The 23,958-nt window shown below is 45.6% G+C and carries 27 protein-coding genes; 26 read left to right on the top strand and 1 reads right to left on the bottom strand.

What is annotated here, in order from left to right; translation table 11 throughout:
- Positions 1-2 precede the first annotated feature (2 nt).
- The 16 genes from QOZ98_RS02050 (at position 3) to QOZ98_RS01975 (ending at position 13,397) form a co-directional block, all read left to right on the top strand.
- Complete coding sequence (locus QOZ98_RS02050) at positions 3-707, top strand: demethylmenaquinone methyltransferase (protein WP_308785879.1); 705 nt, start codon at positions 3-5, stop codon at positions 705-707.
- Between the two features lie 17 nt (positions 708-724).
- Positions 725-1,699, top strand: a complete 975-nt coding sequence (hepT, locus tag QOZ98_RS02045) for a heptaprenyl diphosphate synthase component II (RefSeq protein WP_308785878.1) — start codon at positions 725-727, stop codon at positions 1,697-1,699.
- 85 nt (positions 1,700-1,784) lie between these two features.
- Complete coding sequence (gene ndk, locus QOZ98_RS02040; RefSeq protein WP_308785877.1) at positions 1,785-2,231, top strand: nucleoside-diphosphate kinase; 447 nt, start codon at positions 1,785-1,787, stop codon at positions 2,229-2,231.
- A 188-nt stretch (positions 2,232-2,419) separates the two neighbouring features.
- Positions 2,420-3,592: a chorismate synthase gene (gene aroC / locus QOZ98_RS02035; protein WP_308785876.1), complete on the top strand. Its 1,173-nt coding sequence runs from the start codon at positions 2,420-2,422 to the stop codon at positions 3,590-3,592.
- Between the two features lie 2 nt (positions 3,593-3,594).
- Positions 3,595-4,668: a 3-dehydroquinate synthase gene (gene aroB / locus QOZ98_RS02030; protein WP_308785875.1), complete on the top strand. Its 1,074-nt coding sequence runs from the start codon at positions 3,595-3,597 to the stop codon at positions 4,666-4,668.
- Positions 4,668-5,051, top strand: a complete 384-nt coding sequence (gene aroH, locus QOZ98_RS02025) for a chorismate mutase (protein WP_308785874.1) — start codon at positions 4,668-4,670, stop codon at positions 5,049-5,051. Before aroB ends, aroH begins: the two co-directional genes overlap by 1 nt.
- Entirely contained in the window at positions 5,048-6,136 is a 1,089-nt protein-coding gene (locus tag QOZ98_RS02020; RefSeq protein WP_308785873.1) for a prephenate dehydrogenase, read from the top strand. Before aroH ends, QOZ98_RS02020 begins: the two co-directional genes overlap by 4 nt.
- Before the next feature lie 16 nt (positions 6,137-6,152).
- Positions 6,153-7,436 (top strand): 3-phosphoshikimate 1-carboxyvinyltransferase, encoded by a 1,284-nt coding sequence (gene aroA / locus QOZ98_RS02015; RefSeq protein ID WP_308785872.1) that lies wholly within the window; start codon positions 6,153-6,155, stop codon positions 7,434-7,436.
- Between the two features lie 86 nt (positions 7,437-7,522).
- Entirely contained in the window at positions 7,523-8,776 is a 1,254-nt protein-coding gene (locus tag QOZ98_RS02010; RefSeq protein ID WP_308785871.1) for a tetratricopeptide repeat protein, read from the top strand.
- A 14-nt stretch (positions 8,777-8,790) separates the two neighbouring features.
- Positions 8,791-9,354, top strand: coding sequence for a ReoY family proteolytic degradation factor (locus tag QOZ98_RS02005; protein WP_308785870.1), 564 nt, complete (start codon positions 8,791-8,793; stop codon positions 9,352-9,354).
- Positions 9,355-9,359: 5 nt separating this feature from the next.
- Complete coding sequence (locus QOZ98_RS02000) at positions 9,360-9,812, top strand: DUF2487 family protein (protein WP_308785869.1); 453 nt, start codon at positions 9,360-9,362, stop codon at positions 9,810-9,812.
- A gap of 140 nt (positions 9,813-9,952) precedes the next feature.
- Complete coding sequence (locus QOZ98_RS01995; protein ID WP_308785868.1) at positions 9,953-10,456, top strand: ubiquinol-cytochrome c reductase iron-sulfur subunit; 504 nt, start codon at positions 9,953-9,955, stop codon at positions 10,454-10,456.
- Between the two features lie 21 nt (positions 10,457-10,477).
- Positions 10,478-11,152, top strand: coding sequence for a menaquinol-cytochrome c reductase cytochrome b subunit (gene qcrB, locus QOZ98_RS01990; RefSeq protein ID WP_058380570.1), 675 nt, complete (start codon positions 10,478-10,480; stop codon positions 11,150-11,152).
- A 38-nt stretch (positions 11,153-11,190) separates the two neighbouring features.
- Entirely contained in the window at positions 11,191-11,985 is a 795-nt protein-coding gene (locus tag QOZ98_RS01985; RefSeq protein WP_308785867.1) for a menaquinol-cytochrome c reductase cytochrome b/c subunit, read from the top strand.
- Between the two features lie 61 nt (positions 11,986-12,046).
- Entirely contained in the window at positions 12,047-12,658 is a 612-nt protein-coding gene (lhaT, locus tag QOZ98_RS01980; RefSeq protein WP_308785866.1) for a lipoprotein heptaprenylglyceryl N-acetyltransferase LhaT, read from the top strand.
- Between the two features lie 55 nt (positions 12,659-12,713).
- Positions 12,714-13,397 (top strand): zinc metallopeptidase, encoded by a 684-nt coding sequence (locus tag QOZ98_RS01975; protein WP_142826443.1) that lies wholly within the window; start codon positions 12,714-12,716, stop codon positions 13,395-13,397.
- 53 nt (positions 13,398-13,450) lie between these two features.
- On the opposite strand, the gene QOZ98_RS01970 is transcribed toward QOZ98_RS01975, so the two are convergent.
- Entirely contained in the window at positions 13,451-14,317 is an 867-nt protein-coding gene (locus tag QOZ98_RS01970; RefSeq protein WP_308785865.1) for a YitT family protein, read from the bottom strand.
- Positions 14,318-14,424: 107 nt separating this feature from the next.
- Here QOZ98_RS01970 and QOZ98_RS01965 point away from each other — a divergent pair, with 107 nt between their 5' ends.
- The 10 genes from QOZ98_RS01965 (at position 14,425) to QOZ98_RS01920 (ending at position 23,955) form a co-directional block, all read left to right on the top strand.
- Positions 14,425-14,763: a nucleotide pyrophosphohydrolase gene (locus tag QOZ98_RS01965; RefSeq protein WP_308785864.1), complete on the top strand. Its 339-nt coding sequence runs from the start codon at positions 14,425-14,427 to the stop codon at positions 14,761-14,763.
- Positions 14,760-15,560: a 4-hydroxy-tetrahydrodipicolinate reductase gene (gene dapB / locus QOZ98_RS01960; protein ID WP_308785863.1), complete on the top strand. Its 801-nt coding sequence runs from the start codon at positions 14,760-14,762 to the stop codon at positions 15,558-15,560. Before QOZ98_RS01965 ends, dapB begins: the two co-directional genes overlap by 4 nt.
- 13 nt (positions 15,561-15,573) lie before the next feature.
- Complete coding sequence (mgsA, locus tag QOZ98_RS01955) at positions 15,574-15,978, top strand: methylglyoxal synthase (protein WP_142826439.1); 405 nt, start codon at positions 15,574-15,576, stop codon at positions 15,976-15,978.
- 11 nt (positions 15,979-15,989) lie between these two features.
- The gene (bshA, locus tag QOZ98_RS01950; protein ID WP_308785862.1) at positions 15,990-17,132 is read left to right on the top strand and encodes an N-acetyl-alpha-D-glucosaminyl L-malate synthase BshA; all 1,143 of its coding nucleotides are present in this window, start codon (positions 15,990-15,992) and stop codon (positions 17,130-17,132) included.
- Positions 17,129-18,262, top strand: coding sequence for a CCA tRNA nucleotidyltransferase (locus QOZ98_RS01945; RefSeq protein WP_308785861.1), 1,134 nt, complete (start codon positions 17,129-17,131; stop codon positions 18,260-18,262). The genes bshA and QOZ98_RS01945 overlap by 4 nt, the downstream gene beginning before the upstream one ends.
- Positions 18,240-19,223 (top strand): biotin--[acetyl-CoA-carboxylase] ligase, encoded by a 984-nt coding sequence (locus QOZ98_RS01940; protein ID WP_308785860.1) that lies wholly within the window; start codon positions 18,240-18,242, stop codon positions 19,221-19,223. Before QOZ98_RS01945 ends, QOZ98_RS01940 begins: the two co-directional genes overlap by 23 nt.
- Before the next feature lie 406 nt (positions 19,224-19,629).
- Complete coding sequence (gene panC / locus QOZ98_RS01935) at positions 19,630-20,478, top strand: pantoate--beta-alanine ligase (protein WP_308785859.1); 849 nt, start codon at positions 19,630-19,632, stop codon at positions 20,476-20,478.
- A complete protein-coding gene (gene panD, locus QOZ98_RS01930) occupies positions 20,471-20,854 on the top strand; it encodes an aspartate 1-decarboxylase (protein WP_308785858.1) in 384 nt (127 codons plus the stop codon). The genes panC and panD overlap by 8 nt, the downstream gene beginning before the upstream one ends.
- 143 nt (positions 20,855-20,997) lie before the next feature.
- On the top strand, positions 20,998-23,760 hold the full coding sequence (gene dinG / locus QOZ98_RS01925) for an ATP-dependent DNA helicase DinG (protein ID WP_308785857.1): 2,763 nt from the start codon (positions 20,998-21,000) through the stop codon (positions 23,758-23,760).
- Between the two features lie 24 nt (positions 23,761-23,784).
- Positions 23,785-23,955: a YpmA family protein gene (locus QOZ98_RS01920; protein ID WP_142826432.1), complete on the top strand. Its 171-nt coding sequence runs from the start codon at positions 23,785-23,787 to the stop codon at positions 23,953-23,955.
- Positions 23,956-23,958 lie beyond the last annotated feature (3 nt).

Below are 23,958 nucleotides of genomic sequence, written 5' to 3'. Positions count from 1 at the left end.
ATATGCCTAAAACGAAAGAACAAAAAGTCCACGAAGTATTTGAAAAGATTTCCGAAAACTATGATCAGATGAATTCGGTCATCAGTTTCCAGCAGCACAACAAATGGCGTGAAGATACCATGTACAAGATGCAGGTGCCAAAAGGTGCTGCCGCTATTGATGTTTGTTGCGGGACTGCTGATTGGACCATTGCACTTGGCAAAGCGGTTGGTGAAACCGGCCAGGTTGTCGGACTGGATTTCAGCCAGAACATGCTGAATGTCGGACATGATAAAACCAAAGACATGCCTCAGATCAAGCTGGTACAAGGCAACGCCATGTCACTGCCATACCCTGACAATTCTTTTGACTTTGCGACAATCGGTTTTGGATTGCGCAATGTTCCGGATTATCGCCAAGCCCTTTCCGAAATGCACCGGGTGTTAAAGCCGGGTGGAATGATTGCTTGTCTTGAAACGTCACAGCCGGAAAATATTGTTTTTAAACCATTTTTCAGAATGTATTTCCGGTTTATCATGCCGGTTTTCGGTAAACTATTTGCTAAAAGCTATAAAGAGTATTCATGGCTACAGGAATCGGCAAAATCTTTTCCCGGCATGAAGCAACTGGCAAAACTGTTCACGGAGGTCGGATTTGAGAAAGTGAAATACAAGCCTTATACTGGAGGCGCCGCAGCCCTCCATTTGGGAATAAAAAAAGTAAACTAGCGGGAGAAGGATTTTAAGTGGAAAAGATGAAGTTGAAATTGCTCTATTCCGACCTTAGACCGGAACTGGAAATGATCGAGAAGGAATTGGAACAGGCAGTGGATTCCCAATCTCTCCTTTTAAATGATGCTTCTCTTCATTTATTGCAGGCCGGAGGGAAAAGAATCCGACCTGTTTTTGTTTTGCTTGCTGGAAAGTTTGGAAATTACAATATCGATGTCATGAAGCGTGTAGCTGTGCCGCTTGAACTGATTCATATGGCTTCATTGGTCCACGACGATGTTATTGATGATTCGGAAATCCGAAGAGGCCAACCAACTGTCAAAGCACAGTGGAACAACAGTGTGGCAATGTATACTGGTGACTTTATTTTGGCGCGAGCGTTGGAGCAGATTACTGAAATTGAATCGCCGCGTGTTCATGAGATCCTGTCAAAAACTTTGATTGAAGTTTGCCGGGGCGAAATTATTCAAATTAAAGATAAATACAAGCTGGATCAAAACCTGCGGGATTATTTCCGGCGCATCAAAAGGAAGACGGCGTTGCTGATATCCTCCAGCTGTGAATTGGGAGCGCTCGTTTCTGGCACTGATGAGAAAACTGCTGCACATTTACGCCGTTTCGGATATTTTATCGGTATGTCATTTCAGATTATCGACGATATTCTCGATTTCACTTCTACGGATGAAGAACTTGGAAAACCGGCAGGCAGCGATTTTATTCAGGGGAACATCACATTGCCCATTCTATGCGCGCGAAAAGATCCTGAAATTTACACTATGCTGAAAGCTAATTTGAATCGGGATTTATCCAACGAAGAGCGGTTAACGGTCGTTCGGACTATTCGAAACAGTTCTGCCATCGAAGAGGCGAAAGCGATGAGCGAACGGTACTTGGAAAAAGCATTGCGGGAACTTTCCTTTCTTCCAAAAGGGCAGGCAGTGAAAACGATGCGCAAAATCGCCTTTTTTATCGGCAAGCGTAATTTTTAAGTTGGCAGTTGACAAATGGTTCGACAATGATAGTATTTTTTAAGGTGGGCAAAAAGCCCGAGCTTTAAATAGAGGAGTGTTTACATTGGAAAAAACATTTTTAATGGTTAAACCAGATGGCGTTCAACGCAACGTAATCGGAGAAATCGTCGCACGTTTTGAGAAAAAAGGGTATCATTTAGCAGGTGCTAAATTGATGCAAATTCCTATTGAATTGGCTGAAGAGCATTACGGCGAGCACAAAGAGCGTCCGTTCTTCGGTGAATTGGTTGAATTCATCACTTCAGGTCCTGTATTCGCAATGGTTTGGGAAGGCGAAAACGTTATTTTGACTGCACGTCAAATGATGGGCGCTACAAACCCTAAAGATGCAGCTCCAGGAACTATCCGCGGCGACTTCGCAGTTACTGTCGGCAAAAACATGATTCACGGATCGGATTCTGCTGAAAGCGCAGAACGCGAAATCGGCTTGTTCTTTAAAGAAGAAGAATTGGTATCATACGAAAAAACAATGAACAGCTGGGTTAACTAATCCACACTGTTGAAAAAACTGTCCCATACATGGGGCGGTTTTTTTTGTTGGAACCAGAAACTTGGCAATATGGTGTATTTTCAATTGATTGAAGTTTCACTTTAAGTGATTTTCTTATAGAATTGAAGAAATGCCTTATGGTATAGTGGTACATAAATACTTTAGCACGTTGAAGGGAGAAAGCGTAAATGCGTTATTTAACAGCAGGAGAATCACACGGTCCGCAATTGACTGCCATCATAGAGGGGTTGCCGGCGCAATTGCCTTTGACAGCAGAACTGGTCAATAAAGAGTTGAAAAGACGCCAGGGCGGACACGGCCGGGGAAGACGGATGCAGATCGAGAAAGATACAGTGGAAATCGTTTCCGGCGTTCGGCACGGCAAGACATTGGGTTCTCCTGTCGCTTTAGTCGTCACGAATGACGACTGGAAACACTGGACTTCTATTATGGGCATTGAGCCAATTGAAGATACAGAAGAAGTGAAGCGCCAAATTTCGCGTCCTCGTCCCGGACACGCAGACTTGAACGGCGGCATGAAATATGGACACCGAGATCTAAGAAACGTCTTAGAGCGGTCTTCTGCACGTGAAACGACGGTACGTGTGGCAGTTGGTGCAGTAGCCAAGCAATTGCTTGCGGAACTGGGCATCAAGATTGTTTCCCACGTGACTGAAATAGGCGGCATCAAAGTAAACCCCGAAAGCTATCTAGGAAAGTCTGCAGATGAAATCCGTGAAATCGTTGAGAACGATGCAGTTTATTGTGCAGATCCTTCCGTTACAAAGCAAATGACGGATTTAATCGACCAAACGAAGAAAAACGGGGATTCTATCGGTGGAACAGTAGAAGTGATTGTGGAAGGCATGCCGGCAGGAATTGGCAGCTATGTCCATTACGACCGGAAGTTGGACGCCAAATTGGCGGCAGCGATTATGAGCATCAATGCTTTTAAAGGTGTGGAATTCGGCTTAGGCTTTGAAATGGCCAGAAAACCCGGCAGTGAAGTCCATGATGAAATTCTGTGGGACGAAGTAAACGGCTATACACGAAAAACCAATAACCTCGGTGGATTTGAGGGTGGCATGACAACAGGGATGCCAATTATTGTCAGAGGCGTTATGAAGCCGATTCCAACTTTATACAAGCCGCTCCAAAGCGTGGACATTGAAACGAAAGAACCGTTCCAGGCAAGCATCGAACGTTCTGACAGCTGTGCGGTACCGGCAGCTTCGATTGTTGCTGAGCATGTAGTGGCCTGGGAAGTGGCTAATGCGCTGCTGGATCAATTTGATGCAGATCAGATGCCGCGATTGGCCGAGAACTTGAAAAACTATAAGAATTACACGAAGGAGTTTTAAGCATGAAGCAATTGCGGGTCGAAGCTGATCATCCTTATTCAGTTCATATCGGTGCCGGTGCATTCGATTTGTTTGCTGATGCTTACCGCCACTTGCTGGATAAAGCGGACCACATTGTGGTGATCGCGGACGAGCAGGTAGCGGAACTTCACTTACCGTATTTACTGGAATTTTTAGCAGACTGGGACGTCCGTGTGTTGACTGTTCCCGCAGGAGAAAGTGCGAAATCTGTGGAAACTTTTATGGCTTGCCACAGCTTTTTGCTAGCTGAAAACTGTTCGCGAGATTCTTTATTGCTGGCTTTTGGCGGAGGCGCTACGGGAGATGTAGCAGGGTTTGTCGCTTCGACTTTTATGCGGGGCATTCCCTTTATTCAGCTCCCGACCACCATTCTGGCGCACGACAGTGCAGTCGGCGGGAAAACGGCCATCAATCATGAGCTTGGCAAAAATATGATCGGCACTTTTTATCAGCCGAAAGCGGTTTTATACGATAGCAGACTATTGGCCACACTGCCGCCTGGAGAAGTTCGTTCCGGTATGGCTGAAGTGATCAAACACGCCTTTATATCAAATGAAGAATGGTTGGAGGAATTGCTGGCTATTCGTGATTTCACCGAGATGACAGAAGAAGATCTGAACCGTCATTTGGAAAAAGGCATTGCTGTAAAAGCGGCAATTGTAGAAGAAGATGAATTCGAAGGCGGTGTCCGCAAATATTTGAATTTCGGCCACACGTTAGCGCATGCACTGGAAGGTCATCTTGGCTATGGCAAACTGACTCATGGAGAAGCGGTTGTGCTTGGAATGACATATGCTTTGCTGTTATCGGAACATGAAAAACTGGATAGATTTATTGCATGGTCCAGTGCCAATGGCTACCCACTCTATTTGCTGCGGGAAATTTCGTTTGAATCCTTATTGCCTTATATGAAAAAAGACAAAAAGTCCTCTAGAGGAGTGCTGAACTTCGTTTTGCTCGAACGGACGGGCATGCCATTTGTTGAGCAAATAGAAGAGCAGCGTGCGCATGCGGCGTATGAAAAACTAGTGTTACAGATAGGAGATGTGATTTGATGATACGTGGAGTAAGAGGTGCGATTACAGTTTCTGCCGATCAGCCCGAAGAAGTTCTAAAAGAAACAACACGGCTAGTTTTGGAAATGGCCAAAGAAAATAAAATTGAGCCGGACCATGTTGCTTCTGTCATCATTTCGACAACGACAGACATTACATCAGCTTTTCCTGCCAAAGCTGTTCGGACTATCGAGGAATGGACCTATGTTCCGGTTATGTGTACCCATGAAATGGATGTTCCCGGCGGCATGCCATTATGCATCCGCGTCATGATGCATGTCAATACAGAACTGGGCCAAAAGGAAATCCATCACGTTTACTTGAATGAAGCCACGAAACTGCGCCCGGACTTGACAGCTAAAAGCCAGGTGAGTTCGACGTGACAACGCATATTTTAATTATTGGGCTGGGATTGATCGGCGGATCATTGGCAAAAGCGCTTCAACGCAACCATGATGTTCATGTAGCAGGCTATGACGCCGATCCATTGACTGCCAGAAAAGCTTTTAAAATGGGCATTATACATAGTTCGCCGCCATCGCTTGAACAGGCAGCATCCGACGCGGATGTTATTGTTTTTGCCACACCGGTTGGGGCGACGATCAAACTGATGGAACAAAGCAAATACTGGAATTTAAAAGAAGATGTCATCTTAACAGATACGGGCAGTACAAAATTGCAGATTATGGAAGCTGCGAAGGCTCTTAACCATTTGTTTATAGGTGGTCATCCGATGGCAGGTTCCCACAAAAGCGGCGTCGAGGCTGCAAAAGATGTCTTATTTGAAAACGCCTTTTATATTTTGACGCCTGGCGACAGCACGGATGAAAAACGTCTTCAGTTTTTGAAGGATTTACTATCCGTCACTAAAGCAAAAGTTGAAGTGCTGCCAGCGGAAGAACACGACCATATGACGGCCATCGTCAGTCATTTTCCGCATCTTATTGCGGCTTCACTTGTCCATCAACTGGATCAGGAAGATAAATTTCCGTTTGCCCGTCAGTTGGCAGCTGGTGGTTTCCGCGATACAACACGCATTGCGTCAGCCAATCCGGAGATGTGGCGTGATATCACAACGCAGAACAACGCCATGATCGTCCAGCAACTCGGCAATTGGATGGAGCAGATGGATCAATTAAAGGAAATGCTCATAAAAAATGATCCGGAACCGATCCAGCAGTTCTTTTCACACGCCAAAACCGTGCGGGACGAACTTCCCATTGCCGGACATGGCGCAATGTTTTCTGTTTTTGACCTTTATATTGATATACCGGATGTTCCGGGCAGCATTTCAGAACTGACGGGCTATCTGGCAGAAGAAGAAATCAGCATCGTCAACCTTCGGATCCTGGAAACGCGAGAAGATGTTTTCGGTATACTCGTCATCAGTTTCCAAACAGCAGAAGACCGTGACCGTGCACAAAAATGCATCTCCGCACGGACAGTTTACGATTCGTATATTTCCTGAAAGGACGGATAAGCCCATGGCATTATCGCTAACATACAATAAACCAAGCTTAAAAGGCAGCATTCAAGTGCCAGGGGACAAATCGATTTCCCATAGAGCCATTATGTTTGGATCTATGGCAACAGGCAAGACCACTGTGGAGGGTTTTTTAATGGGCGATGATTGTTTAAGCACCATTGCCTGCTTTAAGAAACTGGGCGTAAAAATCGACATTTCAGACAAACTGGTGACCATTCAAAGCGAAGGCGAAGATTCCTGGAGTGAACCTTCAGAAGTGTTGGATACTGGAAATTCGGGAACGACGACACGCCTGATGCTTGGCTTACTGGCTGGAACAGGCTTTCATTCCGTATTGGCAGGAGACGAATCAATAGCCAAACGGCCAATGAAGCGCATCATCAATCCGCTTCGCGAAATGGGTGCGGATATTCGCGGGCGCATGGATGGACAATATACCCCATTAGCAGTTCAGGGGACGGGGCTAAAAGCAATTGACTATACCCTGCCGGTTGCCAGTGCCCAAGTAAAATCCGCGATTTTGTTGGCTGCGTTAAAAGCCGAAGGCAAAACGATTATTCATGAGCCAATCGCTTCGCGCGATCATACAGAAATCATGCTGGAACATTTTGGGGCGACGATTGCACGGGAAGATCACCTGATCAAGCTTGAAGGCGGCCAAAAACTGACCGCTGCGCATGTACAGGTGCCTGGAGATATTTCGTCTGCTGCGTTTATGATCGGTGCTGCTTTGATAACGGAAGGCAGCAAAGTGACATTGAAAAATGTTGGCATCAATCCCACTCGAACAGGCATTTTGGATGTGGTCAAACAAATGGGGGGCATTATTGAAATAGAAGAAATCGACACGCAAGGAGAGCGCTCGGCGGATTTGACTGTCACTTCGAGTGCTTTAAAAGGAATTGAAATCGGCGGAGACCTGATTCCAAGGCTAATCGATGAAATTCCTTTGATTGCCCTCATCGCGACACAAGCAGAAGGCACGACCGTGATTAAGGATGCTGAAGAGCTGCGGGTCAAGGAAACCGACCGCATTGCTGCAGTCGTCAAGGAATTATCGAAAATGGGTGCAAACATCGAAGCGACAGAAGACGGCATGATCATCCATGGCCCAACGCCTTTGACGGGGGCTGAAATGACTTCCTACGGCGATCACCGCCTTGGCATGATGGCGGCAATCGGCGCTTTGGCAGCCTCCGGGGAAATCGTGATTGACGATCCGGACTGCATCTCCATTTCTTATCCGAATTTCTTTGAACAACTGAATTTACTGACAAATTGACTCTCCTGATGGAGAGTTTTTTTATTATGATAATAAGAATCTTTCGTGTAGGATGAGAGTAAGAACGTGAAGGAAAAGGTGATAGGATGGCTAACTTACAAGAGATACAAAAAGCGGTGGAACAAGGAGATCCGAATCTCCTGAATACATTATTGGAAAGCTATTTGTTGCAGGGAGATCCCGATGAGCAATACGGATTGTCGGAATGGCTGGCAGAAATCGGCTTTGTGGAAGAAGCGATCAAAGTGCTGGAGCATCTGCAATACATTTTTCCGGAAGAAGCGCAGCTCATTATCGACCGAGCCAATTTGCTGATTGATGCCGACCGGGAAGATGATGCTTTGAATGCCTTGATGGAAGTGCCTAAAGACGATGAGTTATACGCACAGGCACTTGTCACGCTGGCGGACTTGTTCCAGCTGCAGGGCTTGCTTGAAGCCGCTGAGAACCGCTTGAACGAAGCGATCGAGCTGATGCCGGATGAGCCGCTGCTGCAGCAGGCAAAAGCGGAATTGCTGTTGGATTCCGGCCGCTACCTGGAATCCGCGAAGATTTATCAGGAGCTTGAAGCTCAGAGGGTCGTCATCGAAGGCGTCAATATTTCAGAACGGCTGGCAGAGGTTTACAGTGCTGGAGCCGCGTACGAAGAAGCGTTGCCTTATTATGAGAAGGCCCTGGAAGATTCGGCTACGCCCGATGTCCTGTTTGGCGCAGCATTTGCCGCTTTCCAGACCCGACAATATGAAGGGGCCGTTCGCCGGTTGGACGAATTGATCGGCACCGATCCGGATTATTTTTCCGCCTATTTATTGAAGGCGCAAAGCCTGAACATGTCAGAAGACTATGAAGCAGCCTATCGGGCGATAAGTGAAGGCATTGCAAGAGACGAGTTTGACAAGGAACTGTACCTGTTCGCAGGCAAACTGGCCATGAAACTTGGCAAGGCAGGGGAAGGCGTTGGCCACCTGCGCCAGGCAATCGCACTGGATCCGGAATACATGGAGGCAATCTACACACTGGTATCGTATTTCCATACACAGGAGCAAGATGCAGAAGTGCTTGAGCTTGCGGATATGGTAATTGAAAGCGGCGATGATTGGGCAGGTCTTTATCCGATGATCGCAGAAGCCTATGAACGCTCTGAAAACTACGAGCAAGCCACTGCCTATTACGACAAAGCTTACTCTTCTTTTAAAGAAGACTCAGCGTTTCTTAAAAAATATGCCTTATTTTTAATAGAAGAAGGAAAAAGAGCAGCTGCCCTCGAAATTATTAAAGAGCTGCAGGCATTGGAACCGGAAAATCCTGAATGGTTCGACTGGCAGCAATCGTTTGAATGAAAGGAGGAAATTTCATGACCGCTTCAGTATCGATAGGTGAAAAAAAGCAATTCGTCCGTTGGTTTCTGCAATCGTACAAGATGAAAAGACGTGAATGCATTTGGATTCTTAATTATATGTTGAGCAACGAAGACCTGCTTGAAAAAACCCATTTTGTTGAAGAAGCGCATTATTGCCCGCGTGCCATGGTCATGTCCTCTACTGAGTCGAAAGAAATACCGTTTCGATTTTACAAAGGGAATTTGATGACAGCAGATGCAGAAAAGTCGTTTCACGATTTGCGGCTGAATCCTGAAGATGATCTGTATGTTCAATTGAATTTCCCAAGCATTCCGCCGCCAGCCCTCTATTTATCAGTGTTGGAGGAAAACCCGTATATGCCAAAAAATGCAACAGTTAATGAGCAGGATCGCTTGATTGCTGAGAAAATCCTGGAAGAAAGCATGTCGATCTTTCAGGAAGAAACGATTTATAAACAAATTGATGAGGCCTTGGATGCCAATAATCGTGAGCGGTTTTTTGAACTGTCAGCGATGCTCCAGGCATTTAAAGCTTTTAAAAAGACGGAGAGTGAATAAATTCTATGCATTTTATCAGTAAAGAAATGGATCAGTATTTAAACCAGCAGGACTACGTGGATACAGCCGTTGTGCCGCTGCTTCAATTGGATTTAAGCGCCAATGGAATGAAGCCAAGTGCCGGGGCTTCGGAATATTTGCAAACCTTGACAGCATTATTGGAAAAGCAATTCAAAGGGCGGATACTTTTGCTTCCGCCCGTTTCTTATGCCAAAATAGCGAATCGGCAGCGAATTGCTGACGAACTGACAGAAGAACTGCAGCAGACAAAGTTCAAACACGTATTTTATTTGACGACCGATTCAGAATGGCGCACCATCGACAGCATGAAAAATGTTTTGTGGCTGCCTGCAATTCCCATCGAGGATATGGACCAATCCTTCAAGAAATCGGTCATGGAAGACCAGTTGAGGCAGGTATTGCCGCTATTTACGAAAGAATGGTCACATCATTCATGAAATGTTCACAAACTGCGCGAATACGCTGAATGCGATATTGACCTAAAGATTTGATTGATATATCATTAGGTTGTCCTAGTAATTATATTTGAATGAGTATGTCCATTGGACTGACCTTGAATGTTAGAGGGGGGAAAAGGATGAGTAATAATCGTGTATCACGACGTCAATTTTTAGGCTACACATTAACAGGTGTAGGCGGCTTTATGGCAGCAGGAATGTTGATGCCAATGGTTCGTTTTGCGGTAGACCCGATACTTCAGCAACATGAAGGCGGAGATTTCGTTTTAACTGATCAAGCTGTAGCTGATATCACTGAAGAACCAGTACGTGTCGACTTTTCATTCGAACAAACGGATGCATGGTACGTTTCTGAAGTGACGAATTCGGCTTGGGTGTATAAAGAAGGCGATAAGTTAATCGCGCTTTCACCTGTTTGCAAACATTTAGGATGTACAGTGAACTGGGCGGGAGATCCAGAACAACCGACACAATTCTTCTGTCCATGCCACGCTGGCCGTTATGAGAAAAACGGACAGAACATTCCAGGAACACCACCGCTTGGGCCATTGGATGAGTACGAAGTACAAGACCAGGATGGCTTTGTTGCAATCGGTGCAGTAAGAGACAACACATTAGTTTAATAGTTAGGGGGTACGACACCAGTGCTAAACAAGTTATATGATTGGGTTGATGAGCGATTAGACATTACGCCTATCTGGCGTGATATTGCTGACCATGAAGTACCTGAGCACGTAAACCCCGCACACCACTTTTCAGCATTTGTTTATTGTTTTGGGGGACTTACATTTTTCATTACAGTGATTCAGATCTTATCCGGTATGTTCTTAACAATGTATTATGTACCAGATATTGAAAATGCTTGGCAGTCGGTTTATTATCTTCAAAACGAAGTCGCTTTTGGAGAAATTGTGCGTGGGATGCACCACTGGGGAGCTTCTCTTGTAGTTGTTATGATTTTCCTTCATACGCTGCGGGTATTCTTTACGGGATCTTATAAGAAACCTCGTGAATTGAACTGGGTCGTTGGCGTTATGCTATTCGGCGTTATCCTTGGATTAAGTTTCACAGGCTACTTGCTGCCATGGGATATGAAAGCTCTATTTGCAACAAAAGTTGGTATTGAAATTGCAGCATCCGTACCTGTAATAGGGGAGACCATCAAAATTCTACTGGCTGGGGATTCAACAATTCTTGGTGCACAGACTTTGACTCGATTCTTCGCTATCCACGTCTTCTTCTTGCCTGCAGCTTTGCTTGGGTTGCTAGCTGCTCACTTTATCATGATTAGAAGACAGGGTATTTCAGGACCGCTATAATTTAGTCCGCAACACGGATTTATTAAGGAGGGAACACTATGCATCGCGGAAAAGGGATGAAATTTGTAGGGGATTCGCGTGTTCCAGGTATGGAATTCCGTAAGCCGAATGTTCCTAAAGATTACTCCGAATACCCTGGTAAAACAGAAGCATTCTGGCCGAACTTCCTTTTGAAAGAATGGATGATTGGTGCAGTCTTCTTGATCGGGTATTTGCTTTTGACTGTCGCTCATCCGTCGCCTCTTGAAGGCCAGGCGGATCCGACTAATACAGCTTATATTCCTCTGCCAGACTGGTATTTCTTGTTCTTATACCAATTACTGAAATACGAATTCGCATCCGGACCATTTAACGTTGTGGGTGCTATTATCATGCCGGGTCTTGCTTTTGGAGCACTTATGTTGGCTCCATTCCTTGACCGTGGACCGGAAAGACGTCCTTCGAAACGTCCATTGCCTACAGGATTCATGCTTCTTGCCATTGCTTCTATCATATTCCTTACATGGGAATCGGTAGCAAACCATGACTGGGAAGCAGCTGAAGCGCAAGGACAAATCACGGAGGAAGTTGAAATTGATACAACGGATCCAGGATATGAAATCTATTCCGCGAGCTCTTGTATCAGTTGCCACGGCGATAATTTAGAGGGTCAAGTAGGGCCAACTTTGGTTGGCACTGGCTTGTCACCAGAAGAAATCGCTGAAATTGCTGTCAACGGTATCGAAGCAGATGGAGAGCAGACTATGCCTCCTTCATTTGAAGTCGGTGTTGACGGAACAGAAGAAGATTTACAAGTTCTAGCTGAATTTATTTCAGGCCTTGAAGCTGAATAATAAAAAGTAGAAAAGAGCCGGGAAACCGGCTCTTTTTTTCTACCCTGAAAGGAAGATAATAATGCAATCCTTCGCGATTAAAATTTCTGCCTGGCTGATGTATCGGCCATTTTTAATTTTATTGTTTTTTGTCAACTTGGGTGGAACAATATACGGATACATATGGTATGGCTGGCAGTTGGCAATAACGGAGCCGATCTTCTTAATCTTTGTCCCCGATAGCCCGACCGCAAGTCTTTTTTTCACGATTGTCTTAGGGCTGTGGATTTTTGGTAAACGGAGTCGAGTACTTGAAGCCTTGGCATTTGTGACGCTGATCAAATATGGCTTATGGGCAGTTGTCATGAATTTGCTGACGCTTTGGGAAACCGGTTCAATTGGCTTAATAGGCTGGATGCTGATTGGATCTCATTTTGCTATGGCGCTTCAGGCAGTTCTCTATATCGAACATTATCGCTTTGGCTGGCTGGCTGTTGCTTTGACTGCCGTATGGACTTTGCACAATGATGTAATCGATTATGTCTACGGACAGATGCCAATCTACAGTACATTGAGTGAATACAGCAGCCACATCGGCTACTTTACATTTTGGTTGTCGATTGCTTGTGTCAGTTTCGCCTTTTTTGTTGCTCATCTGAACCGATCGCAATCCGTTTTAGTTGACCATAGTTGACTAAGCCAAGTAAAATAAAGCTATAAAGCAAAAAGAAAGAGGTGTTGATTTACACATGGATTTCGGTGGCTATATCTTATATTTTATCCTTTTGCTGATCATCCCGATTTGGGCACAGTTTAAATTAAAACGAACATACAAAAAATATTCAAAAGTCCGCTCTACTTCTGGCCATACTGGGGCACAGGTAGCTCGCATTATTTTGGATGCCAATAACCTTCAGGATGTTAAAATAGTAGAAAGCCGCGGTATGCTTAGCGATCACTATAATCCATTGACCAAAGTTGTGGCACTCAGCAGCCACAATTACCACGAAGCGTCGGTCGCAGGGACCGCAGTAGCGGCTCACGAAGTTGGGCATGCGATTCAGGATGCCGAGGACTATTCGTTCTTGCGCCTTCGCCATCGTTTAGTGCCGATTGTCAACATTTCATCGAATATGTCATGGGTTTTCATCATGATCGGCTTTTTCTCCGCCTGGAGTGGAGCGCTATTGATCGGGATTATCCTTTTGGCAGCCGGTGTGGTTTTCCAATTAGTCACATTGCCGGTTGAGTTCAATGCTTCCAGCCGTGCTATGGACCAGTTGCTGTCACATAACATTATCCGAAATGAAGAAGAGCGCCACGCGAAAAAAGTGCTGAGTGCAGCCGCAATGACCTATGTTGCAGCAACTGCAGTCGCAGTTTTGGAACTGGCACGTTTAATTCTCATTTACACAAGCATGAACCGTTCGTAAAAAAAACGGCCCGATCAACGGGCCGTTTTTTCTATGTTCATTTTTGCTTTGAATCAGCCAATGGGCCTTTTTTGTTCATCAAGGGTAAACCCTTCGCCCATCACATCATGGACTTCCATCAAGGAAACAAATGCATGGGGATCAACGGAGTTGATGATGTTCTTTAAACGAACAATCTCATTTCTCGCAACGACACAGTACAAGACTTCACGTTCTTCTTTGGTAAAATGGCCATAGCCGCGAAGAATTGTAATGCCCCGGTCCATCTCGATCGCAATCCGGCTGGCGATTTCTTCCTGGGAGTTTGAGATGATCAACGCACCCCGTCCTGCATATGCGCCTTCCTGAACAAAATCAATGACACGAGCGCCGACAAAAACAGCAACCAATGTATACATCATTGAACGATGATCGAGGAATGTCAGCCAGGACAGCATGATAACGGCCGCATCGAACATGAACATTGTTTTGCCCATGCTCCAGCCGATGTATTTTTGCGCAAGGCGTGCGAGGATATCAACCCCTCCTGTAGTCCCGCCAAAACGAAAGATAATGCCGAGGCCGACTCCGACAAAAACACCGGCAAACAAGGCTGCCAGGAAAAGGTCATCCTGCAAATTGATTTGAATTTCGTAAATCAGGAAAATCTTCAGAAATACGGAGACCGCTACTGTGCCGATGATGGTATAAAGAAACACTTTTCTGCCCAGCAGTTTCCAGCCAACGAAAAACAAAGGGATATTCAGCAGCAGATTCATCAATGCCGGGTCCCAATGGAATAAAAAATACAAAATCAACGTAATGCCGGCAAATCCGCCTTCCCCCAATTCATTTTGGATGTTGAAATGGACAAAGCCGAAACTATAAATCGCTGCACCCAACAGAATAAAAAATATGTTTTTGATTTTCAGTTCTTTCAATTCAGCTAAGCTCCTTTCGTAAATATAACCTTCTGTATTATCGTTTAATTATAGTATTTTGACAACATCACCAGTTTTCTTTACGATTGACTGAGGAGTGTGATGGCATGAACGGAGAAAAATCCATGAAACAATTGCAGCAGGATGTTGACGATTATATTGGGCAATTCAAAGAGGGCTATTTTCAGCCAATGGAAATGATGGCTCGTATGACCGAGGAACTGGGTGAACTTTCCAGAGAAGTGATGCACGAATACGGACCGAAGAAAAAGAAAAGTTCGGAAACTGAAAATAGCATCGAAGAAGAAATGGGAGATGTCTTGTTCGTATTGATTTGCATGGCAAACTCAATGGACATCGATTTGGCGCAGGCACATGACCGGGTAATGGCTAAATTCACTACCAGGGACAAAAACCGTTGGACACGAAAGGATGGAGACAAATGACAATTCGCGTAGCAATTGCAGGAGCAAGAGGGAAGATGGGCAAAGAAGCCGTACATACAGTAATGAACAATCCGGAAATGGAACTGGTCTCTGTTCTGGATTATAAAGAAGTTGGAAAGACGTTAGCTGACACTAATTTATTTCCAGCTGACTTTACAGCGCCTATCTTTCTCGATCTGAAAGAACTCCATTCAAAAACCCAACCGGATGTGCTGGTTGATCTGACCACTCCGGAATTTGTCTATGACCATACAAAACATGCTTTGGAATTGAAGATTCGTCCGGTTGTTGGAACGACCGGCTTTTCAGATGAAGAGCTTGAAGAATTGACAGCTCTGTCAAGAAATTCGAAAATCGGCTGCATCATCGCACCGAATTTTGCGGTTGGTGCTGTGTTGATGATGAAGTTTGCCGAGCAGGCAGCCAAGTATTTGCCGGATATCGAGATTATTGAGATGCACCATGACCAAAAATTGGATGCTCCATCCGGAACTGCAATGAAGACAGCCCATTTAATTTCGCAGGAGCGGCCGATTCATGAACAAGGGCATGTCCGCGAAAAGGAAACCATTCCTGGTGCAAGGGGTGCCAATTATGATGGGATGCGCATCCACAGTGTCCGTTTGCCCGGGCTCGTAGCCCATCAGCAGGTTTTGCTCGGAGGAGATGGACAGCTGCTGACGCTGCGCCATGATTCATTTAACCGCGGTTCCTTTATGTCCGGCGTAGTATTATCCATTAAAACCGTTATGGAAAAAGAAGAACTTATTTATGGTTTGGAACATATAATCGTTTAAAGGGGAAGATATTATGAAAATCGCTTTGATTGCCCATGATCGAAAAAAAGACGACCTGATCCAATTTGTCACAGCTTATCAGCCGATACTGGCACAGCATACGCTGTATGCTACTGGAACAACTGGACAACGGGTTATTGATGGAACCGGATTGCCGGTCATCCGCTTCCAATCCGGCCCTCTTGGAGGCGATCAGCAAATTGGTGCGATGATCGCACAGAACCAGATGGATATGGTCATCTTTTTCCGGGATCCTTTGACTGCTCAGCCGCATGAGCCTGATGTGACCGCATTGATTCGTTTGTGCGATGTTTATGGCATTCCGCTGGCTACCAATATGGGAACCGCTGAAGTTCTTTTGAAAGGCTTGGAAGAGGGCTTTGTCGACTGGCGTTTGATCGGAGAACGAAGAGGATAGGAGAGAACATTGTGCGGAAAATGAAAATTGGCATCACCTGCTATCCAACAGTTGGAGGGTCGGGTGTTATTGCCACAGAACTAGGGAAAATGCTGGCAGAAAAAGGGCATGAAGTGCATTTTATCACGTCAAGCACCCCTTTTCGTTTGAATAAGACCTATGCCAATATTTTCAGCCATCAGGTGGAAGTCAATACGTATTCAGTTTTTCAGTATGCGCCATATGATATTGCCTTGGCTACAAAAATTGCAGAAGTGATCAAAAACGAAGAACTGGATTTGATGCATGTCCATTATGCGATACCGCATGCCGTTTGCGCCATTCTCGGACGCGACATGGCAGGCTCTAATATCGGCATCGTGACAACGTTGCACGGGACCGATATTACTGTTTTGGGGTCTGATTCTTCATTAAAAGAAGCAATCCGCTACGGCATTGAAAAATCGGATATCGTCACTGCGGTTTCAGATTCATTGAGGGACCAGACCTATGACTTGATCAAACCTGATCAAACCATCGAAACTGTTTATAACTTTGTTGATGAAAGAGAATATTTCCAAAAGGATTCTGCGGAGTTAAAAGCAGAGTTAGGTATTGATGCCGATGAAAAAGTGATGATCCACGTTTCGAATTTCAGGAACGTCAAACGTGTGCATGATGTTGTAGAGACGTTTGCACTGGCTCATAAACAGCTCCCCTGCAAGTTATTATTGGTGGGGGACGGACCGGAAATGGGACGGATCATCCAGCAGGTACGCGATCTCGGACTGAATGACCATGTGCTGTTTCTAGGCAAGCGTGACGGCGTTGCCGAGTTTTATAACATCAGTGACATCAAGCTCCTGTTGTCTGAGAAAGAAGCATTTGGCCTGGTATTGCTGGAAGCCATGGCATGCGGCGTTCCGGTAATCGGCGCAAACATCGGCGGGATGCCCGAAATTATCGAGCCTGGTGTCAACGGATATCTGGTTGAGTTGGGCGACACGCAGCAGGCTGCCGCGAACGCAGTCGCCATGCTCAGCGATAGAGTGTTGCTGCAAAATTTGCGGCAAGGAGCATTAAAGACGGTATCTGAACGTTTTCATTCCTCTAAAATATTGGAACAATACGAAGGATTATACGAACAATTGCTGACAAGGAATGAAGAAAAATGAAAACAGCAATCAAAGTGATTGAAACGTTAAAAGAGGCGGGCTTTCAGGCTTATATGGTAGGTGGAGCGGTGCGTGATTTTCAATTGGGCAAAATACCCCAAGATGTTGATGTCGCTTCTTCAGCCTCACCTCATCAGGTTAAAGCCCTTTTTAAACGTACGGTCGATACGGGAATTGAACACGGGACCGTGCTGGTGCTATTGGATGGTGAAGGAATCGAAGTGACAACGTTTCGGACGGATGGAAGCTATTCCGATAACCGCCGGCCAGATTCGGTCGAGTTTGTTCAATCGCTTGAAGAAGATTTAATGCGCCGCGACTTCACCATCAATGCGATGGCGATGACTGAACAACTGGACATTATCGATCCATTCGGCGGAAAAGACGATCTTAAAAAACAGATTATTCGAGCAGTTGGGGATCCGGATCAGCGCTTTCAAGAAGACGCGCTGCGCATGCTGAGAGCGGTGCGGTTTTCCGGCCAGCTGGATTTTGTGATTGAAGAAAATACCGTTCACTCGATTCAACGCCATGCACCGTTGATCCGTACAATTGCTGTCGAGCGGCTAAAGGCGGAGCTGGATAAGATATTTGCCAATCCGAATACCCAAAAAAGCATGGCATACTTAAAGACTAGCAATCTGACTGCTTTTCTGCCGGCAGGTTTCCTTTTCGAAACCGACTGGACGCTTTACCATCCAACCGGAAAATCCGTCTATGGCTGGTTCTATTTGCTGCATAAGCAAAACCAGCCGTTTTCAGAAGTTAGGGATTACCGGTTTTCCAATGAAGAAAAGCGGCTCATAGAAAAGAGTCTGGAATTAGCAAAGCTTGAATTCTGGGACCAATGGACATTTTATCAATATTCGATCGACCAATTGGAGATGGCTTCACATGCTAGGAGTAAAATGCTGGATCCTGCAGCAGCCAAAAAGCGGTTGCCTATTCAGTCAAAGTCCGACCTTGCAGCAAGCGGCCTGGATTTGATGCGGTGGAGCGGGGATCGTTCGGGTCCGTGGCTCAAGACCTGGCTCGAAAAGTTGGAAAAAAAGATTGTTTACGGAGAATTAGAGAACGACAAAGAACTCATAAAGGACTGGTTTCTCCATGAATATCACCGTCACACATAAGTTGGCAAAACGATTGATCGAGGCGAATGGCGAAGCCGTGTCTGGCCAGCATTTGGCAGACGAGTTTGGCATTTCCAGAACCGCTATTTGGAAACACATCAAAGAGCTTGAGGAAAAGGGCTACACTATTGAATCAGTCAAGAAAAAAGGCTACCGCATTGTTTCAGTTCCGGATACATTAGAACCGCTGGCAATTCAAACGGGATTGAAGACCAAACGGATCGGCCAGAAAATCGACTATATTGAAAGCTGCCCCTCAACTCAAATTATTGCGCATCAGCTGGCACAGGAAGGCACTCCAGATGGCACAGTGGTGCTGACAGAGGCCCAGACAGCCGGACGCGGCAGAATGGCCAGGAAATGGGATTCGGCTGCTGGAAAAGGCGTCTGGATGAGCATTATCCTGCGGCCGGATGTGGTGCCTCAAAAAGCACCGCAGTTTACACTGGTTACAGCCGTAGCGGTCGTCAGAGCGATAGAAGAAGTGACTAAGCTGCAGCCGAAAATCAAATGGCCGAATGACATTTTGCTGAATGGCAAAAAATGCACCGGCATTTTGACAGAACTGCAGTCAGACGCTGACGGCATACAGGCGTTGATCATCGGCATTGGGTTGAATATCAATCAGGAAAAAGAGGATTTTGACCCGGAAGTCCGGGATATTGCAACTTCATTGAAAATGGAGAGCGGAGAAATGGCAAGCCGCCAAAAACTCGTCCAATCGTTGCTGTACTATATGGAAATTTATACTCAGATGTATATCGAAGAAGGCTTCGGCATGCTGAAAATCTTGTGGGAAAGCTATTCAACCACCATTGGCCAACCGGTTCGGGCGAGAATGACAAACCAGACGCTAGAAGGCATTGCAGAAGGAATTACCGATGACGGCGTCCTGCAATTGCGGACAGCGGACGGCAAGCTTCACGGCATCTATTCAGCAGACATCGAAATGACGGACTAGAAGGGGCTGTTTCGTTCTGAATATACTGTGTTGGATATTCCAAAATCCAGCTCCGCCTTCCTGCGAGCAGCGGAGCGACATCTATGAGACCCCGCAGGATCTTGCGACGAGGAGGTTCAGCGCTTTGTCCGCATGGAGTGCTTTATTCGTACCACCATTCACATAACTACCAAGCATAGAATATGTTTTTTTCTGGATTTCTGTTATAGTATTTTTAACGGGCGGTATCGCTTTTGAACTGCACCGAACAACCGCAATACACCCAAAATTCATAGCAACAAGATCTGCCTTGATCACTTTACACGACAGGGACGGAGGAAACCAAACACACATTTACTGTCCTTCTGTCTTTTTTTCGGCGGAAGGGCTTTTTATATGGTTTTCTTCCCGAGAGGAGAGAAAAGAATTGTTGATTTTACAGACGGTGGACGAACTGAAAGGATGGGTTCAGGAAGCCAAAAGAGCAGGACACACCATCGGCCTGGTGCCGACGATGGGCTTTTTGCACGAAGGGCATTTATCGTTGGTTGAAAAAGCCAAGGCGGAAAATGATAAAGTGGTCATGAGTATTTTCGTCAATCCGGCTCAATTTGGGCCGAACGAAGATTTCGACCGCTATCCGAGAAATCTTGAGCGCGATCAGCAACTGGCTAAAGGAGCAGGGACGGATGTTATTTTTGCGCCAGGCGTGGAAGAAATGTATCCGCGTGAAAGCCAAATCAAAATTAGTGCGGGTGCTCAGGCTGAAGTTCTTTGCGGCGCGAAGAGACCCGGCCATTTTGACGGCGTCCTGAAAGTAGTCACCAAGCTGTTTCATTTAGCTGAGGCAGACTTGGCGTATTTTGGCCAGAAGGATGCACAGCAGCTTGCAATCATCGAATCCTTAGTTGCAGACTTTAACTTCCCGATGGCGATCCGCAGAGGTGAAACGGTGCGGGAAGAGGATGGGCTGGCGAAAAGTTCACGCAATGTTTATTTAAGTTCAGCTGAGCGGAATGAGGCACCTCATTTGAAAAAAGCACTGGAAATGGGCAGAGCTTTAGTTTTGCAGGGGCAGGATCCAATTGAACCCATGACCCAGTACTTGAGTGAACACACATCCGGGAAAGTCGATTATATCGAGCTGTTGGATTACCCGACACTGACTGCTGTTATCCAAAACGATGCCATCCTGGCACTTGCTGTACAATTTGAAAAAGCACGTTTGATCGATAATATTATTTTTCAACCAAAAGGAGAACTCGACCATGCTTAGAATGATGCTCAATTCAAAAATCCACCGTGCAACGGTGACAGAAGCCGATTTGAACTATGTGGGAAGCATTACCATCGATCAGGATCTGCTTGATGCTGTCGGAATGCTGGCCAATGAAAAAGTGCATATCGTAAATAATAACAACGGTGCCCGTTTCGAAACGTATATTATTGCAGGAGAACGCGGCAGCAGAGTCATCTGCGTAAACGGAGCGGCAGCACGTCTGGTTCAGCGTGGGGATATTGTCATCATCCTATCATATGCTTATGTTATGAATGAAAATGCCCGTGACCACAAGCCGACGGTAGCCATCATGGATGCGAACAACCAGATCAAAGAAATCATCCATTACGAACCAGAAGCGACCGTTATGTAACAGAGCAGCCTCCGATATTTTTCGGGGCTGTTTTTCTTTTGTCTGAAGAAACTGGAAGAAGATTGAATTTTCATCCTGAAAGCGGAAAACGGCAGGATATGTTACAATTTTTTTAGGCAATCACCTAAGAAAGAGGGGCTGAAATGAACACGCAAAAGTATGTCGTTGTCGATATTGAAACAACGGGCCATTCCCCTGCAAAAGGTGACCGGATTATTCAGCTGGCAATGGTAACGATTGAAAACGAAGTGATCACGGATACATATACGAAATTCATCAATCCTGGGCGTAATATCCCTTTATTTATACAGGACTTAACGAATATTACCGACAAAGATGTGGCAGAAGCTAAAGCCTTTGAATTTTACGCAGAAACCATCTTTGAAAAAATGCAGGATGCAATTTTTGTGGCGCATAATACCAATTTTGATCTGCCATTCCTGCAAGCAGAGCTCAAACGCAGCGGCTTGCCAAAATGGCATGGAATTACGATGGATACGGTGGAATTGGTTCGGCTCATGTATCCGACAGCATTCAGCTTCAAACTGCAGGACATAACTTCCGAGTTGGGAATTCCACTGGAAAGCGCGCACCGTGCAGACGACGACGCCATGGCGACCGCATTGTTGTTCTTGCGTGCTAAAACTGATTTGGAATCATTGCCTTATGACACATTGGCATTTCTCCATAAACGATCATTTCAGCTGAAATCGGATTTATCCCGGTTGTTCTTTGAATTGACACAGAAAAAAAGAAATGCCCAAGCCGATGAGTTTGACCGGTTTCAAGGAGTTCCCCTGAAACCGAGAGCTCTATTTTCGTCAGATCCAAACCAGACCGAATCGCTGCCGCGTGATTGGCGAGAGGGACTTGAAACGGTCTTTCCAAATTTCGAAAAGCGTCCAAGCCAATTCCGTATGATGGCTTCGATTGAAGATGCGTTAACCCATAAAAAAGAAGTGGTCATAGAAGCCTCGACCGGTATGGGCAAAACCATTGCCTATTTGCTGCCGGCGGCAAATTATGCTCTTGAAAGCGGAAAGCAAGTCTTAATCAGCACATATACCACCCATCTGCAGGATCAGCTTGTTCTGAAAGAAGGCCGGATGGTCGAAGCTTTTATCGGTTCGCCGGTCCGGATTTCATTGATCAAAGGCTTGTCGCATTACATCGATTTGACACGTTTTGTCGAGTTGCTGCAGGGCGATGATGAGTCTTATGACGAAACCTTTACCATAATGCAGGTGCTGGTCTGGCTGACGGCAACAGAAACCGGGGATTTGAATGAACTTAATTCTTCGAGCGGCGGCCAGTTTGTACTGGACAAAATTCGTCGATCACATATCCGCAAATTATCGCAACAGGAAAAAAAGGCTGATTTCTATGAGTTTGCCTTGAAACAAGCACAGCATGCCCACGTTATTGTTACGAATCACGCATTTTTGCTGAACCAGCATTTAAGCAAGAAGTCGATTCTGGCGAATGTCGATGCTTATATATGGGACGAAGCTCACCAAGTTGTCCAAGCAGCAGTCTCACAGCATGAAAAGACCTTTGTTTATACGCAATGGAAATACATTTTCGGACAAATTGGGAGCCTGGACGACCAGCAGCTTTTTGCAGCGCTTTTTGAAACCGCAGATCGTACCGGTTTTTCAAGCGTACCTGAATTGCTCAAGCTCGACTCACTGTTCCGCAAATTCATAACATTGTTTGATGAAGTTTCAGTTTTGATGGCAACCGAGTTTTCGGCGAAGTTTGCTGCAAGCCGGCACAAAAAAAACGCCTCGCTGCTGAGTGAGCTGGCGCTTGAAGACGTCCGTTTTCTAGAACTGCTGCGCTATTTGAATGAATGGATCGATTTGTCGCAGCTTGTTTTGCAAAAAGCTGAGCGCCTGAGCGAAAAAACCATCCAGGACCGGCTGACGATTGCGGACTGGCGCTATTGGACAGAGGAAATGATGGTCAAGGCCGTTGAGTTCAGCGAAATTTTCGTTTTCCCGCTGACAGATGAAGTGAGCTGGATTGAAGGAGATTTAAGAAGTTTGCCAACCAGTTTGTCCCTGTACAAGCGGCCGTTTGCCGTGGCAACTTTAGTGGATAAAGTTATGGCAGCTGCACGAGCAGACAAGGCCGTGATCTGGCTCTCCGGAACGATGACTGTTCCGGCAAATGACCGCTTTATTGTCAATCAGATCGGAATTCCGCAGCATGTGCCGATTTTAAAATTTGAGCCGCCAAAAGATTTTTATCAGGGAGCCCATGTATATATTGTGGAAGATATGCCGGATATCCAGCAGGTATCCCAGCATGAATACATCGAATCGGTAGCGGACGCGGTGATTCAAACCGTCATTGTGACGGAAGGACGCTGTTTTGTGCTCTTTACGTCACAGGATATGCTTCGGAAAACAGTGGATTTGATCCAGGATACGGGCCTGCTGGATGATTATATGCTGTTCGCGCAAGGGATTTCTACAGGCAGCCGTATGAAGTTGCTGAAATCGTTCCAGCGTTTCCAAAAATCGGTGCTGTTTGGCACGAATAGTTTCTGGGAAGGCGTTGATGTCCCAGGGGATGCGCTACGAGCTGTAGTAGTGGTGCGTTTGCCGTTCACTTCACCAGACGAGCCGATCTTCAAGGCGCGCTCTGAAATTATTTCACGGGAAGGCGTCAATCCGTTTCTGCAATATGCATTGCCTGAAGCAGTGCTTCGTCTGCGGCAAGGATTCGGCAGGCTGATCCGCTCAAAAAATGATAAGGGATTGTTTATCGTACTGGACCGCAGAATTGAGACAAAGTCCTATGGCCAGGAATTTATAAGCGCTTTGCCAAAAGTCAAAGTGTCCAAAGTGTCTTTAGAAAAGATGGTAACCGATATTGAAGCTTGGTATAATAAGCAATGATATAACGAAAGGATGGGCGCAGACATGGAATCAAAAATTGAAGTAATTTCTACAGTGGAAGTCACGTATCAAACCGATTTATATAAAGTGGTGGACGCCTTGAACCGTACCTTGAAAGACAAAAATTTAATGTTTGGTCTGGCACTTGATAAAGAAGATGCTGAAAAAGCAATTTTTACTATATATAAAACATAGGTG

The sequence above is a fragment of the Planomicrobium stackebrandtii genome (genome assembly GCF_030814955.1).
GTDB lineage: Bacteria > Bacillota > Bacilli > Bacillales_A > Planococcaceae > Planococcus > Planococcus stackebrandtii.
Note: the sequence above shows the minus strand (reverse complement) of the source record. Positions and strands in the feature narration are given on the sequence as shown.